This is a genomic window from Rhizobium sp. CB2179, assembly GCF_057653455.1.
On the sequence record NZ_CM172781.1, the window covers coordinates 1,028,847 to 1,043,553 of the forward strand.

Below are 14,707 nucleotides of genomic sequence, written 5' to 3' on the forward strand. Positions count from 1 at the left end.
CATTCCTATTGCAAATTGATAGTAGCCATGCCAGGTATTACTGACGATGATGAATGATGTCACCCTTCGCAAGATCGACCTCAATCTCCTGCTGGCCTTTTCGGTGCTGATGCAGGAGCGCAATGTCAGTCGCGCCGCCGAGCGCCTGCTGCTCGGTCAGCCAGGCCTGTCGGCCGCTTTGCGGCGCCTGCGCGAGGCGCTGGACGATGAACTATTCGTGCGTGTCGGGCGCGGCCTGCAACCGACGCCGCGCGCCCTTTCCATCGCCCCGGCGATCGAGGATGCGCTGTCGGGTATCGAGCGCGCCATCCGCCCGCAGGCCGAGTTCGATCCGGCAAGCTGGCAGGGCGAGTTCCGCATCGGCATGTGCGACAATCTCGAGTCGGCCTTCTTCGGCCCGCTTGCCGCCCGTCTCCTCCAGCTTTCACCCGGCGCCCGGCTGATCGGTATCGCTTCCGAAAAGCGCGATGCTGCACGCCGGCTGGATGAAGGCGTCTTCGATTTCAGCGTCGCGATGCACGACGAGCCCGCCTCCTGGCACATTCGCGCGCCGCTGTTCGACCAAGTCTCGATCTGCATCTACGATGAAGCTCAGCTCGGGCTGAAGGCGCCGTTGAGCCTCAGGGATTTCGCCAATGTCGCGCATGTCACCGTCTCGTTCGAAGGCAACACCTCGACCGGTATCGACATGGCGCTGAACCGCACCGGCGATGTGAGACAGGTGGTGGCGACCGTGCCGCGCTTTTCCGCTCTGCCGATGGTGCTGAAGGCGATGCCCGCCATTGCCACGGTGCCGGAATCGATCGGTCGCTGCATGGCGCAGTTACATGGGCTGATGCTTTGCGAGCCGCCGCTTTCGCTGCCGGCCGATCCCGTGACGATGCTTTATCGCCGAGTCGACCAGACGGACGGCCGGGCGCGCTGGTTCCGTCGCCTGTTCATCGATGTAGCCAATAAAGCGCTCGAAGCTTCCGGCTGCTGCGTATCCATTCCGAGAGCCGCTGCCTGACGGTCCGTTATAGCTCGCCTTTGTGGAAATAAGCTTCGAGGCGATAGCCGTCCGGGTCGATGATGAAGGCGGCGTAATAGAATTGCCCATAATCCGGCCGCACACCTGGTTCGCCATTATCCGTGCCGCCGGATGCAACGGCCGCCGCGTGAAAGGCATCGACAGCGGCCTCATCAGGCGCGACGAAGCAGAAGTGCAGCCCGGATCGCATGTCGGCAACAACGGGCTGTTCGACCTGCATCACCCAGAGCCCGACCCTTTCCGGGCCGTAGCCGATCATGGAGTCGGAATTGGACAGGCGCTCATATCCGAGCGGCGTCAGCGCCGCATCGTAGAAACGGCGGGCTCTTGCGAGGTCTTTTACGCCGATGGAAATGTGATCGAACATGGACTGCCAACTCCCTATCTTCCGCTAACCCCGAAGGACTGCCCACACCCAAGATGGCTCGACGCCAACATCTTTCAACCGTTGTTCTAAGCATGTCGGATAAAAGTGTGTGGGACAGGCAGTCCCGCGACATCTGCCGCCTGCGGCAAAGCCTGCGGCTGGACATTGCCGCATCCGTTCAGGTCTCGTTCTAAACAGCTTCCTCGGCGACGTTTTGCATCGGCTCCACGTTCGTCACCTCATAGGTCCAGACTCGAAACGCCTTCAGCACATGCGGTCCGAAGGAATTGATGAGCGGTATGTCGGCGGCGTCGCGCCCGCGTGCGACGATGATACGACCGATCCGCGGCGTGTTGTTGCGCGGATCAAATGTATGCCATGCACCGTCCAGGAAGACCTCGATCCAGGCGCTGAAGTCCATCGGATCGACGACGGGAATACCGATGTCACCGAGATGGCCATTGATATATCGGGCAGGAATGTTGAGGCAACGGCACAGCGCCACCGCGAGATGCGCAAAGTCGCGACAGACGCCGACACGTTCGTGGAACGCCTCGAAGGCTGTCCGCGTCGATCGCGCCTGCATGTAGTCGAATTGGATATGGCCGTGAACGAAGTCGCAGATCGCCTGAACGCGGCCCCAGCCGGGTGAGACGGTGCCGAACATATCCCATGCAATTTGACTGAGACGATCCGTCTCGCAATAGCGGCTGCCCATCAGGTAGACGAGGCAATCATCCGGCAACTCCGAAACCGGGACTTCCCTGGCGCCTGGCAGCGACCTGTCCAGTTTGCCGTCGTCTTCGATCGTCGCATCGCCCCATATGGTCAGGTCGCCCGCTGGCGCAACCAGCCGAAGACAGCGGTTGCCGAAGAGATCGCGATAGGAAGAAGTGGGGACATCGGGCGTGGTGAAGACCGTTTCCGGAATTCTGATGTCGGCCGCGCGATCGTCATGAACCGACAGCAGACAGACCAATGCGGTCGGCTGCGGGCAGGTCAGCGTCATTTCATAGCCGTAACGGATCAACATGGAGCGTTCTCGCGCGTCCGGATCCGTCTAGCGGAAATCCGCCGCAGTTAGAGTATAGAAGGCGCGGCGGCGGTACGAATAGGCTTTGTGCGCCACGTCCTGAATGGAGTTGCGCAGGGCGTCGAACGACGAAAGCCACCCCGTTTCCGAAGGCTCGGTTCTTTGCAATGCGGCGTCGGATTTCGCCAGCGCGCCAACCTCGACGAAAAACAACACCTGGAACATGCCGTCATGGCCGATGAAGCGCACTGCATTTCTCGCCGCATCGAAGCTGCGGCTTTGGTTCAAAAAGGCTAGCGCCATGGTTGAACCGGCGGGGTCTGGCGACCGCTCCGGGCGGCGTCCGACAGCCTCAGCCACTCCTTCCGGTATCCTATGTTGAGAAGATTGAAGGACATCATGTCTTCACCGGCCTCCGAACGGCTCTTGCCGATCATGCCATGGTCGGCGTGCACTGGAACGCTTGCAGAGACACGATAGACGGTCCACGAACGGGCAGATTCGATCCGGCGGTCATGTTCGACCTCCATCAAGTAGCGGCCCGACGCACCACATTTATTTTCCCATGTGCCGACGGCAACGGCATTCCGTCTGCGTTCGGCTTCGTCTTCATGACTGTTCACGATGTCAACCTTTCGTCATTCGGGCCGTGGCCATGGCCAAACGTCCTCTCGATCAGTGTTGCGCCGCTACCGGCGGGCGATAGGTTTACCAGTTCCAGGCTATCTTCCGTCGCGACCCGCTCATGACGTTCATCGTCACTGTGGATACGGTATTGCAGCACATTTCCTCTCAGAGGCAGTGTGGCGGTAATGCGGTATGTGTCGGGAAGCTTGGAGGGAACGACCAAGAACCCGTCCTTCACTCGGACAGTCTGCCCCACCTTGAAGATATGCGTTGCTGCCTCGCGCCGGATTGAGCGTCCATTGCGTTGCGGGATGCGCGTAGCGGTCATGACGGTTTGTGGTCCTTTTCGATCGCGGTTTCGAGATCTGACAGGTGGATAGGCATCATCTGCTGCGTCGAACTCTGCGCAGCGATCGCCGGCAGGTGGATGAAGGCGCCGACCCGTCGCCAGGCAAGCCTGGAAACGCTGTCGATCAATTCCTCGTCATAGTCGACGCGGTATTCTCCGGCTGGCTGCGCCCCGTCGAAACCGGGCAGACGGAATGGGGATGAAAAGCGGACGACGGTTTGTGTGGTACGACTGGTCACGGCTGAGGCCTCCGCAGGAATACACCGATGCGTTTCCTGTATCGTTGAGATCCGAACCGGACGAACTCGAGGCTGCCGGTACATCCGCGGTCAGCGCCAAGCTCATTCCGGATCGGAACAGGCGAACTCAACGCCGGAACGACGTCATGGATCGCTATCGAGAATTCAGTGGTGATGGCGGGTCGTAGGTCTCTGACACCGCGAAGCCAAGTCGGCCAAATCGACGAAGCCTATCATTGCGCCTCGATTGAGTTTAAATCAAGATAAATTCTGATTTATCTATGAAAAACGCCAAATTAACTCTTCGCTCACGAAAATAAAATGGAGCGCGATGGCGTAAAAAATTCTATTTATTTGCTGATCAATACAAAATATCCGGTCGGATTGATTTCCTGAATATCTCAAAAAAGTTCATGGGCGAATAATATTTCTTAGCACTCCTATCAATCGAGTGCCACGAGTGCTATTTATGAGTTGCAGCCGCCCTACGCGCCGGCAGCAGAAAGACCTCTATGAAATTCCGTTCACTTCACGACCGCGTCGTCATTCGACGTGCGGAAGGCGATGTCAAATCCAAGGGCGGGATCATCATTCCAGACACCGCCAAGGAGAAGCCGCAGCACGGCGAAGTGGTCGCAGTCGGCCCGGGCCTTCGCGACAAAAGCGGCAATCTGGTCCCGCTCGATGTCGAGGTCGGTGATCTCATTCTGTTTGGAAAATGGTCGGGGACAGAGGTCACGATCGATGGCGAAACCCTTCTGATCATGAAGGAGACCGACATCATGGGCATCGTCGAAAAGACTGAAGCGGCTGCCGACAAAGCTGCCTGACCGTCGAATTTGTGACCAGCATCTCAAGACCGAACTGGGAAGAAATATCATGTCTGCCAAGGAAATCAGGTTCTCCACCGACGCGCGCGACCGCCTGCTGCGCGGCGTCGAATTGCTCAACAACGCCGTCAAGGTGACGCTTGGCCCGAAGGGTCGCAACGTTGTCATCGACAAGGCCTATGGCGCGCCGCGCATTACCAAGGACGGCGTTAGCGTCGCCAAGGAGATCGAGCTCGCGGACAAGTTCGAGAACATGGGCGCGCAAATGGTGCGTGAAGTGGCTTCGAAGACCAATGATCTTGCCGGCGACGGCACGACGACGGCAACCGTTCTCGCCGCCTCCATCTTCCGCGAAGGCGCCAAGCTCGTCGCTGCCGGCATGAACCCTATGGATCTCAGGCGCGGCATCGATCTCGGCGTTACCGCCGTCGTCAAGGAAATCAAGGCGCGGGCGATGAAGGTCAAATCGTCAGGTGAGATCGCCCAAGTCGGCACCATTGCCGCCAATGGCGACGCCGCCATCGGTGAGATGATCGCCAAGGCGATGGACAAGGTCGGCAATGAGGGCGTCATAACGGTCGAAGAGGCGCGAACCGCCGAGACCGAACTCGACGTCGTCGAGGGTATGCAGTTCGACCGCGGCTATCTCTCACCCTATTTCGTCACCAATGCCGAGAAGATGCGCGTGGAACTGGAGGATCCCTATATCCTCGTTCACGAGAAGAAACTCGGCAGCCTGCAGGCGATGCTGCCGATCCTGGAAGCCGTCGTACAGACCGGCAAACCGCTTCTGCTCATCTCGGAGGACGTCGAAGGCGAGGCCTTGGCGACGCTTGTTGTCAACAAGCTGCGCGGCGGCCTGAAGGTCGCAGCCGTCAAGGCGCCGGGTTTCGGCGATCGCCGTAAGGCGATGCTCGAAGACATTGCCGTGCTTACATCAGGCCAGATGATTTCCGAGGATCTCGGTATCAAGCTCGACAACGTCACGCTCGATATGCTCGGCCGCGCCAAGCGCGTGCTGATCGACAAGGAGAGCACCACGATCATCGACGGCTCCGGCGAGAAAGCGGCCATCCAGGCGCGCATCCAGCAGATCAAGGCGCAGATCGAGGAGACCACCTCCGATTACGATAAGGAAAAGCTGCAGGAGCGCCTGGCGAAACTCGCCGGCGGCGTCGCGGTCATCCGTGTCGGCGGCGCCACCGAGACGGAAGTCAAGGAAAAGAAGGACCGCATCGACGATGCACTGAACGCCACCCGTGCGGCGGTCGAAGAGGGCATCGTGCCCGGCGGCGGCGTGGCACTGTTGCGCGCCAAGTCGGCGCTGACGGGGCTGACCGGGGAGAACGCCGACGTGACGGCGGGCATCTCGATCGTGCTCAGGGCGCTCGAAGCCCCGATCCGGCAGATCGCCGACAATGCCGGGTTCGAGGGCTCCATCGTCGTTGGAAAACTCGCCGGCAGCAATAATCACAATCAGGGCTTCGACGCACAGACGGAGACCTATGTCGATATGATCGAGGCCGGCATCGTCGATCCCGCCAAGGTCGTGCGCACCGCTCTGCAGGACGCCGGCTCGATTGCGGCGCTGCTGATCACCGCCGAGGTGATGATCGCCGACATTCCCGCAAGAGACTCCGCCCCTGCAGCCGGAAATGGCGGCATGGGAGATATGGGATACTGAGAACAGCCTGAACTGTTCCGGCGTGGCCGGACGGCGCAACCCGAACAATAGACAGGGAGAATTCCAATGTCCGTGCAGAGCAGCAGCAAGACATCGATCACCCAGCGTTTCGAGAGTTACCAGCCATCCAAGACGCTTCTCGTCTGGGCCTGCGTCGTCACGGCGATCGCCACGATGATTATCGGCTTCAGCTGGGGAGGTTGGGTAACAGGCGGCACGTCAAGCAAAGCGGCAGTCGCCGCCGGCGACACCGCACGCGGAGAGCTGGCGTCGGCCATTTGTGTCGAGCGGTTCAATGCGGCGCCGGACGCGAGCGCTAAACTGATCGAGTTCAAGGCGATTACCGAAGGCTACAAGCAGCGGCAGTTCGTCGAGGCCGGCGGTTGGGCGACCATGCCTGGGCAGACTTCACCCGACAGCCGAAGTGTTCAAGCCTGCGCCACCGCGCTTGCCGTCTGACACCATTTTCAGAGCGCTCCGATATGTGTGCGGAGCGCTTCCACTCTCAAAGCAGGAAATGACCAATGATCCGTTTCGTGAAAAAGAGCGACCCGCAGCCACCCGCAGACGACAACCGCTTCCAGAAAATCCGCGAGGCAGCTGCCGACGAGCATAAGAAAGCCGCCAATGACAGCACGCCCCGCCGCGCCCCGCGGGCGCCGGAAGATGAAGACCCGCTTATCTGAGAGGGTATGGAAAGGCGTCCTTGAACAGGTCTCCAGCGCAGCTGTGTAAAGCCGGCATACGGCGCGATCTGAGAACAGGGACGCACCAGGGCCCCTTGAACACCTAGCGATAATCCAGCCAGATCCCGCCGGCATCGGCGGAACGCACGCAGTTTTCCACCCAGCGCACCCCTTCCAGTCCGGCATCGACATCGGGAAAGACCAGCTCTTCGATCCCCGCAGGGGCGAGGCCGCGCTCTCTGTTGATGGCGAAGCCGAAGCGGCGATAGAGGTTCGCCCAGGCTTCGAAGAGACCTTCCGGGTGGCCGCCGCCGATCCGGTCGTCGATCCTGGCCTCGGGATAGAGATAGTCCATGCCACGCTCGAGAATACGGGCCGGTTCGCCCTGGATCTCGTAGGAGAGCTGGTTCGGCCGCTCGTCCCACCATTCGATACTGGCCTTCGAGCCGACGATGCGGATCTTCTGGCCGTGCATGGAGCCGGCATTGACGGCGCTCGACCAGATGGTGGCGATCGCGCCATTATCATATTCCATCAGGGTCACCGCATTGTCTTCGAGCGGCGCTCGGCTTTTGACGAAGCTCTGGCGGGTGCAGAGGAGACGTCTGATCTTGAGGTGCGGCAGGATGACCTTGGCGATATAAAGCGGGTGGGTCCCGACATCGCCGAGGACATAGCTGGGCCCCGCGAATTTCGGATCGACGCGCCACCGCGTCGAGGGGTTTTGCTCCTCCACCGCAGCACTATGGAAACCATGGGCGAATTGCAGGTTGACGATGCGGATTTCGCCGAGATCGCCATTCCTGACCATGGCGCGCGCCTGCTCGATCATCTGATGGCCGGCATAACCATAGGTCACGCCGACGATCCGGCCGCGCGCCTGGGAAAGCGTCTTCAGCTCTTCGGCTTCGGCGGTCGTGAAGCAGAGTGGCTTTTCGCAGATCACATGCAGATCATGTTCGAGTGCTGCCTTGCAGATCGCGAAATGGGTGTTGTTGGGTGTCGCGATCGACACGGCCTCGATGCCGTCGGCCCGCCGGGCCTCAGTCGCAAACATCGCCGCATAGTCCCGGTAGCTCCTGGCTTCGTCGAGCCCGAGATCGACGCCGAACGCGCGGCCGCGTTCCGGATCGATATCGAAGGCACCCGCCGCAAGGGCAAAGACGTCGTCGCGATGCGCTGCCGAGCGATGAATATAGCCGATCTGGCTGCCTCTGCCGCCGCCGACCATGCCCCAACGGATCGGCTTTTGCCTGTTATTCGTCATCATCTTTTCCCTAAAAACCAACCGACCGGAGGTAATCGCGGCTTTGCTTCACATCTTCGAGGCTGCCGGCGACATTCCTCGGATCACGCTCCTGTTCGACGGTGATGAAGCCGTGATAGCCGATCTCCTCGAGAGCTCGTTTGACGGCGGGATAATCGATGACGCCGCGGCCGATCGGACACATCACGCCCTGTCCGCAGGCATCGAAGAAGCGGATCTTTTCCCCAAGCACGCGGTCGAAGACGGTCTGGTCGATGTCCTTGAAGTGGACATAGTCGAGCCGGTCGGCATAGCGGCGAAGCATCTCCACGGGTTCCATGCCGGCATAATAGCTATGGCCGGTGTCGAGGCAGAAGCCGGCGATCTCCTGCGGAATGTCTCTTGCCACCCGCTCGATCTCATCGGCGAATTCGATATAGCCGCCCGCATGCGGGTGGATGACGGCGCGCACGCCGTATTTGCGCTGAGCGAGTTCGGCGATCGCCGTGATATTGGCGACCATCCCGGCCCAGGCCTTGTCATCGAGACGCGGTGCACGATCGGAATGGCCGGCGGCATAGTCGCGCTCGTCGTGGCCCCAGTCCATCACTGTGAGATAGGGTGTCCTGAACCGCTGGCCTGCCACCTGATCCGGCTGCGGCAACTTGGTGATGACGGCGCAGATCTCATCCGTCTGCCGCAGCAATGTCTCCCGGTTTTCAGGAGAGACCAGATCGTCGAAGATCGTGCCGGCGACGATGAAGAGATTGCGCTCGGTGAGCGCCTTGGCAACGAGCGCATCATCGAGCGGCACGTAACCATAGGGGCCGAGTTCGAGGCCGCCATAGCCGGCCGCCGCCGCCTCGTCGAAGACGCGTTCCCAGGCGGGAAGGTTTGGATTGTTAACGTCGTCCACGCCCCAGCAGCAGGGGGCTGTCGTAATGGTGATGGTCACGGTTTTATTCCTGATAGTGGTGCCGGGGCGGATGTTGACGATCAGCCAAGTTTCCCGGGCCAGTATTTGTCGACATATTTCTGGATTTCGGAGCGCATGAAGCGCCCGGAATCGTCGGCGCGCTCCTCCCAGCCGAAGACGCAGGCGGTGATGATGCCGTCGAATCCGACCGCGGCGAGCGAGGAGAAGAAGACATCCCAATTGATCTCGCCTTGGTACATATCCATGTGCTGATGGATGGTGACCTTCGCGCCCGGCGGATTGATGATGTAGCGCAGCCCGGATGAGGCCTTGTGATTATAGGTATCGGCCACATGCACATGGGCAATCAGCGGGCCGGCATCGCGGATCATCTGCGCCATGTCGTCACCGAAATAGAAGGTATGCGGCGCGCAGTAGAGGAACTTGACGTTCTTCGAGCCGATGGTCTTCAGCATGTCGATCGCCGGATGCAGCGTTTCGCACCAGTCTTCCGGATGCGGTTCCATGTTGAGCGTGACGCCTTCGCGCTCGAACACCGGAACGAGTTCTTCTATCGAGCGCCACCAGGCGGCCTCGCTGTGCTCGTGGGTATGCATGCCGCCGCAGCAGCTGGCGCGGTGGCTGCGATCCGGCGATGGCCCGCGGCCGAATTCCGAGTTCATCGTATCGCAGCCCATTTCGGCCGAAATCGCGATCGCTTCCTTCCAGTAACGCACTGCTGCCTGCCGCTCGTCCTCATGCGGGCTCGCCCAGCGGTACATCGGCAGGATCGAGGCGAGCTGGACGCCGTGATCCTTGAGGGCCGCCTTGAATTCCGCGATGCGTTCCTTGTGCGCCCGCGGGCGCACCCACCAGGGCAGAAAATCGTCGCGCGGTGAAAGCTCGATATGCTCATAACCGAGTTCCGCTGCCTTGCGGCAGAGGTCGCGCAGGTTGAGGTGACGGTGCATATGCGGGTCGAGTGCGATCTTCATCTGGCTCCTCCGTCATCCCCGGCCGCTTCGGGCCGGCGGATGATCCTTGATCTCGGTTGTTTTGGACCGTCCGGTGCTCCTCCCGGATTGCTGGTACGATACGGCTGCGGCGCCCCCATGCTCCAATGCTTCCTTGATCAAATTTGATCATTGACCTCACAGCAGGCCGATGCTTTGCTGTGTCAAGCTTTGGGAGTGGGTGAGCCTGATGAAGGTGACTTTGAAGGATGTCGCAAGCCAAGCCGGCGTTGGCACAGCGACCGTCGAGCGCGTCCTCAACGGCCGCGGTGGCGTGCGGCCGGGAACGGTGGAGAAAGTCTTCCTGGCGGCAAGGCGGCTTGAATACCGGCAAAGCCTGCCGGTCGCCCATCGCGGTCTGATCCGGATAGAGGTGATCCTCGTTCGCCCGGAGACCAGCTTCTATTCGCGTCTGAACCGGGCGTTCGAGCGCATCGCCGCCTCGCTCGACGACAGCATCACCGTTCACCGCACCTTCGTCCGCGAGAACGAGCCGGCGCAATTCGCCCGCTACATCGCCAACCCGACGGCACGCCGGTCGGCGCTGATCGTGGTCGCGCCCGACCATGCCGATGTGGTCACAAGCGTGCGCAAGGCGGCCGGTCTCGGCATTCCCGTTGTACAGATCATGACCCGTCCGGCCCCCGAACTGCCCTATGTCGGCATCGACAACTATGCTGCAGGACGCACCGCAGCTCACTACATGTCGGGCATGCTGGCGCAGCGCACCGGTTCGTTCGTCGCTCTCTGCCACAGCGGCGCCTATGAGAACCATAAGGAGCGGATCCGCGGCTTCTCCAGCTATCTCTCGGAGAAGGGTTCAAACGACCATCGTTTCATCGAGGTCATGTTCGACCTCGATGACGAGCACAATGCCATGGAGCTGCTGCAAGCGGCACTCCGGCGCGAGCCCGGCATCATCGGGGTCTATAGTGCAGGCGGCGACAACAAGGGTGTTGCCAGGGTGCTCGCGGCCAACAAGGCTGGGCGGCCCTTCTGGGTCGGCCACGAATTGACGCGAGAGACGCAGGACTATCTCAGCCGTGGCATCATGTCGATCGTGCTCGACCAGGCGCCGGAGGTCCAGGCGAGGCGATCGATAGACCTTGCCCTGAACAGGCTCGGTCTCATCGAGATGGAGGTCAGCGCCGAGCCGGTGCGCTTTCTGACGATCACACCGGAAAATCTTTGAGGGGATAAGGATGCCCGGACAATCCGCTCGAATGAGCGCCAGCGGCTTTCACGGCGCCGGCGCGGACTTACTGCAGCTGCGGCTTCTTAAGAAAGCTGTTGCGGTCGGCGGACTTGATGCGCAGCCAGGCTTCCCGGCCGTTCCTGAGGATGCGCATGGGGATCTCGGCGCCGGCCGGGCCGCTGCTCCAGACCTTGCGGTAGAAATCGGCCAGGCCGTCGACCTCTTCGTCGCGGATTTCCGATATGATATCGCCCTGACGCAGGCCCGCCTGAGCGGCCGGCCCGCCTTCGGCCACGCTCATGACCACCACGCCGCCATTGCTCTCGGCGGAGAAGGCGCCGAGCCAGGGCCGCGGCGGTCTGTTGACCTGTCCCCGGTTCAAGAGATCGTCGAGGATCGGCGGCAAAAGGTCGATCGGCACGACCATGTTGATATCGGCGACCTCGTCGCCATCGCTCATCTGCAGGCGAAGCGAACCGATGCCGAGAAGCTTGCCGTCCGAACCGATCAGCGCCGCACCGCCCCATGAGGGATGGGCTGGTGACGTGAAAATCGCCTCGTCCAGCAGATATTCCCAATAGCCGGCGAATTCCTGCCGGGCGACGATATTAGCCTCGACGAATTCTCCGATGCCATCGGCCAGCACGACGGGATCGCCGGCCTTGGCCGTGGCCGCGTCGCCGAGATCCACCGCCGGCGCATTCAGAGGGCCAAGCGCCTGCACCAGACCGAAGCCGCTTTCCTGATCATAGGCAAGCGCATGCGCGGGAACCACACGCCCGTCATGGGTCGTCAGCCAGACCTCTTCGGCCTCGGTGATCAGATAACCGATGGTCAGCACCAGCCCGTTGTCGCGAATGACCACGCCGCTGCCCTCCCGGACAGTGCCCAGCGTCTCCGCTGTGAAGGCATCTTCCGGAATGGAGGAACGGACGGCCACGACTGACCGCAAAATCGGATCGATATTCATGCTTTCATCCCGATGGGCGCCGACGCGAAAGGCCGAAAGCCGGCGCATTCTTCCTTGAATAGGTAAGAGAATCGACGGCAGGTGCAAGACCGTATCGGAGCGAATTTCGGCAGGCCAACGCGCGACCTCCCTCCGATGCCTGCACCAATCAAGGTTTCACTGAGCGCCGAGACTATCTCGCATGGCACCGGCGGGCGGCTGAGCGCGACCATATTGCCGCGGCGAGCATCCCATCACTCTCTTGAAAGCGGTGCTGAATGCGCTTTCGGATTCATAGCCGAGCGACAGGGCGACACCGGCAATTGCTTCGGCCGAGTTTGTCAATCGGTCACCGGCGAGAAGCATGCGCCAGCGCGTCAGATAATCCATCGGCGCAAGCCCGACCTTTTCCTTGAAGTGGAGAGCAAAACTGGACCGCGACATCGAGGCACGTTCAGCCAGTGACTGCAGCGTCCACTTGCGGGCTGGATCGGCATGCAGGGCACCGATAGCCGCACCGATCCGCCGGTCGGTAAGCGCGAAAAGCCAGCCGACGCCGCGCGCATTCGGCGATGCGATATGGAGGCGCAACACCTGCATGAGCATAACATGAGCAAAATGCTCCGCCATCAGAAAGCCACCCGGCTGCTGGTCGCGCAATTCGCGCGTCATCCGATCGAGACACCAGCGCAGCACGGCGGCGTGATCGGAATCCCTCTTCACGTGGACGATCGGCGGCAGGATTCCGAGAAGGATGTCCGAATTTCCTCCCGAAAAGGAAAAACGGCTGCCGATCAGGAAGAAATCGCCGCCGCCATTGCAAGTCGCAATGCCGTCGCGGGCGATCGAATAGATCGCATCGGACGGGATCGCTTCGAGAGCCGGATCGCTGGCGAGACGAAAGGCTCGGCGGCTCGTCAGCAGAAAGCAGTCGCTTTCCTCCAGGCGGACAGCTTCGGGGACGCCATCGACGCTCAGCCAGCACGCGCCTGAAATCACTGCGTTGAACTTGATGCCGTCAGGGGGAGGAAAATCGATCGCCCAAGCACCGCCAGCGTCAAGCCCCGCGGAAACATAGCTGCGCGGTTTGAGCAATGCGAGAACATCGGATAACGGGTCCATGTAGAAATCCGGACGATGGCGAAGAGATGCCGGACTTTAGCGCATGGATCGTCTGGAAGCCACGCCTTATTCTCGCGACCGTCATCCCGAGCGACGGCAACGCGCCGCAGAACAAAGGTAATTATCATGAGTGACAAACAAGTCCCCATCCGCTCCGGATTTGGAGCCCACACGACGGCCGGCGAGGTTTTGGCCGGTCTCGATCTTTCCGGCAAGCGCGCCATCGTCACCGGCGGCCATTCCGGCCTCGGGCTCGAGACCACGCGCGCTCTGGCGGGCGCCGGCGCGAAGGTGACCATCGGCGCAAGGAGCATCGAGGCGGCGCGTAGCGCGGTCGCCGGTATCGATGGCGTAGAGATTGATCGGCTCGACCTTTCCGACCTCGAAAGCGTTCGCGCCTTTGCCGAGCGGTTCGTCGCATCTGGCCGCAGCATCGACATTTTGATCAACAGCGCCGGCATCATGGCCTGCCCGGAAACGCGTGTCGGCGACGGATGGGAGGCACAGTTCGCGACCAATCATCTCGGCCATTTCGCCTTGGTCAACCGCCTCTGGCCGGCGATCTCGCGCGGCACTCGCATCGTTTCGGTTTCCTCCGGTGGCCATGGCAACTCGGCCATACGATGGGAGGATGTGCATTTCGAGACCGGTTACGACAAATGGCAGGCCTACGGCCAGTCGAAGACCGCCAACGCACTTTTCGCCGTGCATCTGGACAGGCTCGGGCGCGACACCGGCATCCGCGCCTTCTCGCTGCACCCGGGCAAGATTTTTACCCCCTTGCAGCGCCATCTCGCAAAGGAGGAAATGGTCAGTGCCGGCTGGATCGATGCAGACGGCAATCCGATTGATCCGACGTTCAAGACACCAGCCCAGGGGGCAGCGACGCAGGTTTGGGCGGCGACCTCGCCACAACTCGAAGGTATGGGAGGCCTCTATTGCGAGGACTGCGATATCGCCATCCGCGCAACGGTTGGAGAACCCGGCGGCGTCAGCGACCATGCAGCCGATCCCGAGGAGGCGGCACGCCTGTGGATCTTGTCGGCAAGGCTGACCGGCATTGACGCTTTCGCGGCGTACGCCTGAAGCCATGGCTCGCGGCAAACCGTCGTCAATGCGCGCTGAAGACGCTGCCGATTGTCTTGCCGTCCTCGCGCCTCACCCGGGACTTCTCGGGTGAAGCCCGATCGGCAAGCCGAGCGGATCGTCAGCACGTCATTGGCGCACACGCTGCCGAAATCGGCCTGCGACAGCGCGGTCGTCGTGCCAGATCGAATTTGCGCAAACAACAGTCAAATCCGGCGACAATCCGTCATTAAATTGTATCAAGGCGTGCGCAAAAGCTGCGGCATTTCGACGTGCATCATTCTCGGGACTTGGCGCGCGACATTTTTCGTGACAGCGGCATTATGCAACAATAT

General features: G+C 61.0%; 18 protein-coding genes. 7 read left to right on the forward strand and 11 right to left on the reverse strand.

What is annotated here, in order from left to right:
• The first annotated feature begins 46 nt into the window (after positions 1–46).
• Positions 47–1,009 carry a LysR family transcriptional regulator gene (locus AC244Q_RS05190; protein ID WP_012756682.1) on the forward strand — a complete coding sequence of 321 codons (963 nt, stop codon included), beginning with the start codon at positions 47–49 and terminating at the stop codon, positions 1,007–1,009.
• A 7-nt stretch (positions 1,010–1,016) separates the two neighbouring features.
• Here the strand turns inward: AC244Q_RS05190 and AC244Q_RS05195 are convergent, their stop codons facing one another.
• The 6 genes from AC244Q_RS05195 to AC244Q_RS05220 all read right to left on the reverse strand — a co-directional run bounded on the left by AC244Q_RS05195 (position 1,017) and on the right by AC244Q_RS05220 (position 3,645).
• Positions 1,017–1,397: a VOC family protein gene (locus AC244Q_RS05195; RefSeq protein WP_012756683.1), complete on the reverse strand. Its 381-nt coding sequence runs from the start codon at positions 1,395–1,397 to the stop codon at positions 1,017–1,019.
• A gap of 190 nt (positions 1,398–1,587) precedes the next feature.
• A complete protein-coding gene (locus AC244Q_RS05200; RefSeq protein ID WP_012756684.1) occupies positions 1,588–2,430 on the reverse strand; it encodes a transglutaminase-like domain-containing protein in 843 nt (280 codons plus the stop codon).
• A 27-nt stretch (positions 2,431–2,457) separates the two neighbouring features.
• Entirely contained in the window at positions 2,458–2,733 is a 276-nt protein-coding gene (locus AC244Q_RS05205) for a DUF1488 family protein (protein ID WP_012756685.1), read from the reverse strand.
• On the reverse strand, positions 2,724–3,053 hold the full coding sequence (locus AC244Q_RS05210; RefSeq protein ID WP_012756686.1) for a hypothetical protein: 330 nt from the start codon (positions 3,051–3,053) through the stop codon (positions 2,724–2,726). The genes AC244Q_RS05205 and AC244Q_RS05210 overlap by 10 nt, the downstream gene beginning before the upstream one ends.
• On the reverse strand, positions 3,050–3,385 hold the full coding sequence (locus tag AC244Q_RS05215) for a hypothetical protein (RefSeq protein WP_012756687.1): 336 nt from the start codon (positions 3,383–3,385) through the stop codon (positions 3,050–3,052). Before AC244Q_RS05215 ends, AC244Q_RS05210 begins: the two co-directional genes overlap by 4 nt.
• Complete coding sequence (locus tag AC244Q_RS05220) at positions 3,382–3,645, reverse strand: hypothetical protein (protein ID WP_012756688.1); 264 nt, start codon at positions 3,643–3,645, stop codon at positions 3,382–3,384. The genes AC244Q_RS05215 and AC244Q_RS05220 overlap by 4 nt, the downstream gene beginning before the upstream one ends.
• Before the next feature lie 512 nt (positions 3,646–4,157).
• Here AC244Q_RS05220 and AC244Q_RS05225 point away from each other — a divergent pair.
• From AC244Q_RS05225 to AC244Q_RS05240, 4 genes are all read left to right on the forward strand, one after another.
• A complete protein-coding gene (locus AC244Q_RS05225; protein WP_012756689.1) occupies positions 4,158–4,475 on the forward strand; it encodes a co-chaperone GroES in 318 nt (105 codons plus the stop codon).
• Between the two features lie 49 nt (positions 4,476–4,524).
• On the forward strand, positions 4,525–6,159 hold the full coding sequence (gene groL / locus AC244Q_RS05230) for a chaperonin GroEL (RefSeq protein ID WP_012756690.1): 1,635 nt from the start codon (positions 4,525–4,527) through the stop codon (positions 6,157–6,159).
• A 66-nt stretch (positions 6,160–6,225) separates the two neighbouring features.
• Positions 6,226–6,618, forward strand: coding sequence for a hypothetical protein (locus tag AC244Q_RS05235; protein WP_012756691.1), 393 nt, complete (start codon positions 6,226–6,228; stop codon positions 6,616–6,618).
• 65 nt (positions 6,619–6,683) lie between these two features.
• A complete protein-coding gene (locus AC244Q_RS05240; protein ID WP_012756692.1) occupies positions 6,684–6,845 on the forward strand; it encodes a hypothetical protein in 162 nt (53 codons plus the stop codon).
• Positions 6,846–6,948: 103 nt separating this feature from the next.
• On the opposite strand, the gene AC244Q_RS05245 is transcribed toward AC244Q_RS05240, so the two are convergent.
• Genes AC244Q_RS05245 through AC244Q_RS05255 form a run of 3 tightly spaced genes read right to left on the reverse strand, consistent with a single transcriptional unit; the run spans position 6,949 to position 10,002 of the window.
• Positions 6,949–8,115, reverse strand: coding sequence for a Gfo/Idh/MocA family protein (locus AC244Q_RS05245; protein WP_162770431.1), 1,167 nt, complete (start codon positions 8,113–8,115; stop codon positions 6,949–6,951).
• A 7-nt stretch (positions 8,116–8,122) separates the two neighbouring features.
• The gene (locus AC244Q_RS05250; protein ID WP_012756694.1) at positions 8,123–9,046 is read right to left on the reverse strand and encodes a TIM barrel protein; all 924 of its coding nucleotides are present in this window, start codon (positions 9,044–9,046) and stop codon (positions 8,123–8,125) included.
• A 41-nt stretch (positions 9,047–9,087) separates the two neighbouring features.
• Positions 9,088–10,002 carry a sugar phosphate isomerase/epimerase family protein gene (locus tag AC244Q_RS05255; RefSeq protein ID WP_012756695.1) on the reverse strand — a complete coding sequence of 305 codons (915 nt, stop codon included), beginning with the start codon at positions 10,000–10,002 and terminating at the stop codon, positions 9,088–9,090.
• A gap of 208 nt (positions 10,003–10,210) precedes the next feature.
• On the opposite strand from AC244Q_RS05255, the gene AC244Q_RS05260 reads away from it, so the two are divergent.
• A complete protein-coding gene (locus AC244Q_RS05260) occupies positions 10,211–11,212 on the forward strand; it encodes a LacI family DNA-binding transcriptional regulator (RefSeq protein WP_041935489.1) in 1,002 nt (333 codons plus the stop codon).
• Between the two features lie 67 nt (positions 11,213–11,279).
• Here the strand turns inward: AC244Q_RS05260 and AC244Q_RS05265 are convergent, their stop codons facing one another.
• Both AC244Q_RS05265 and AC244Q_RS05270 read right to left on the reverse strand, forming a co-directional pair.
• Positions 11,280–12,185, reverse strand: coding sequence for a S1C family serine protease (locus AC244Q_RS05265; RefSeq protein WP_012756697.1), 906 nt, complete (start codon positions 12,183–12,185; stop codon positions 11,280–11,282).
• Positions 12,186–12,341: 156 nt separating this feature from the next.
• Positions 12,342–13,286 (reverse strand): AraC family transcriptional regulator, encoded by a 945-nt coding sequence (locus AC244Q_RS05270; protein ID WP_113547099.1) that lies wholly within the window; start codon positions 13,284–13,286, stop codon positions 12,342–12,344.
• 126 nt (positions 13,287–13,412) lie between these two features.
• Here AC244Q_RS05270 and AC244Q_RS05275 point away from each other — a divergent pair, with 126 nt between their 5' ends.
• Positions 13,413–14,372: an SDR family NAD(P)-dependent oxidoreductase gene (locus AC244Q_RS05275; protein ID WP_012756699.1), complete on the forward strand. Its 960-nt coding sequence runs from the start codon at positions 13,413–13,415 to the stop codon at positions 14,370–14,372.
• Positions 14,373–14,707 lie beyond the last annotated feature (335 nt).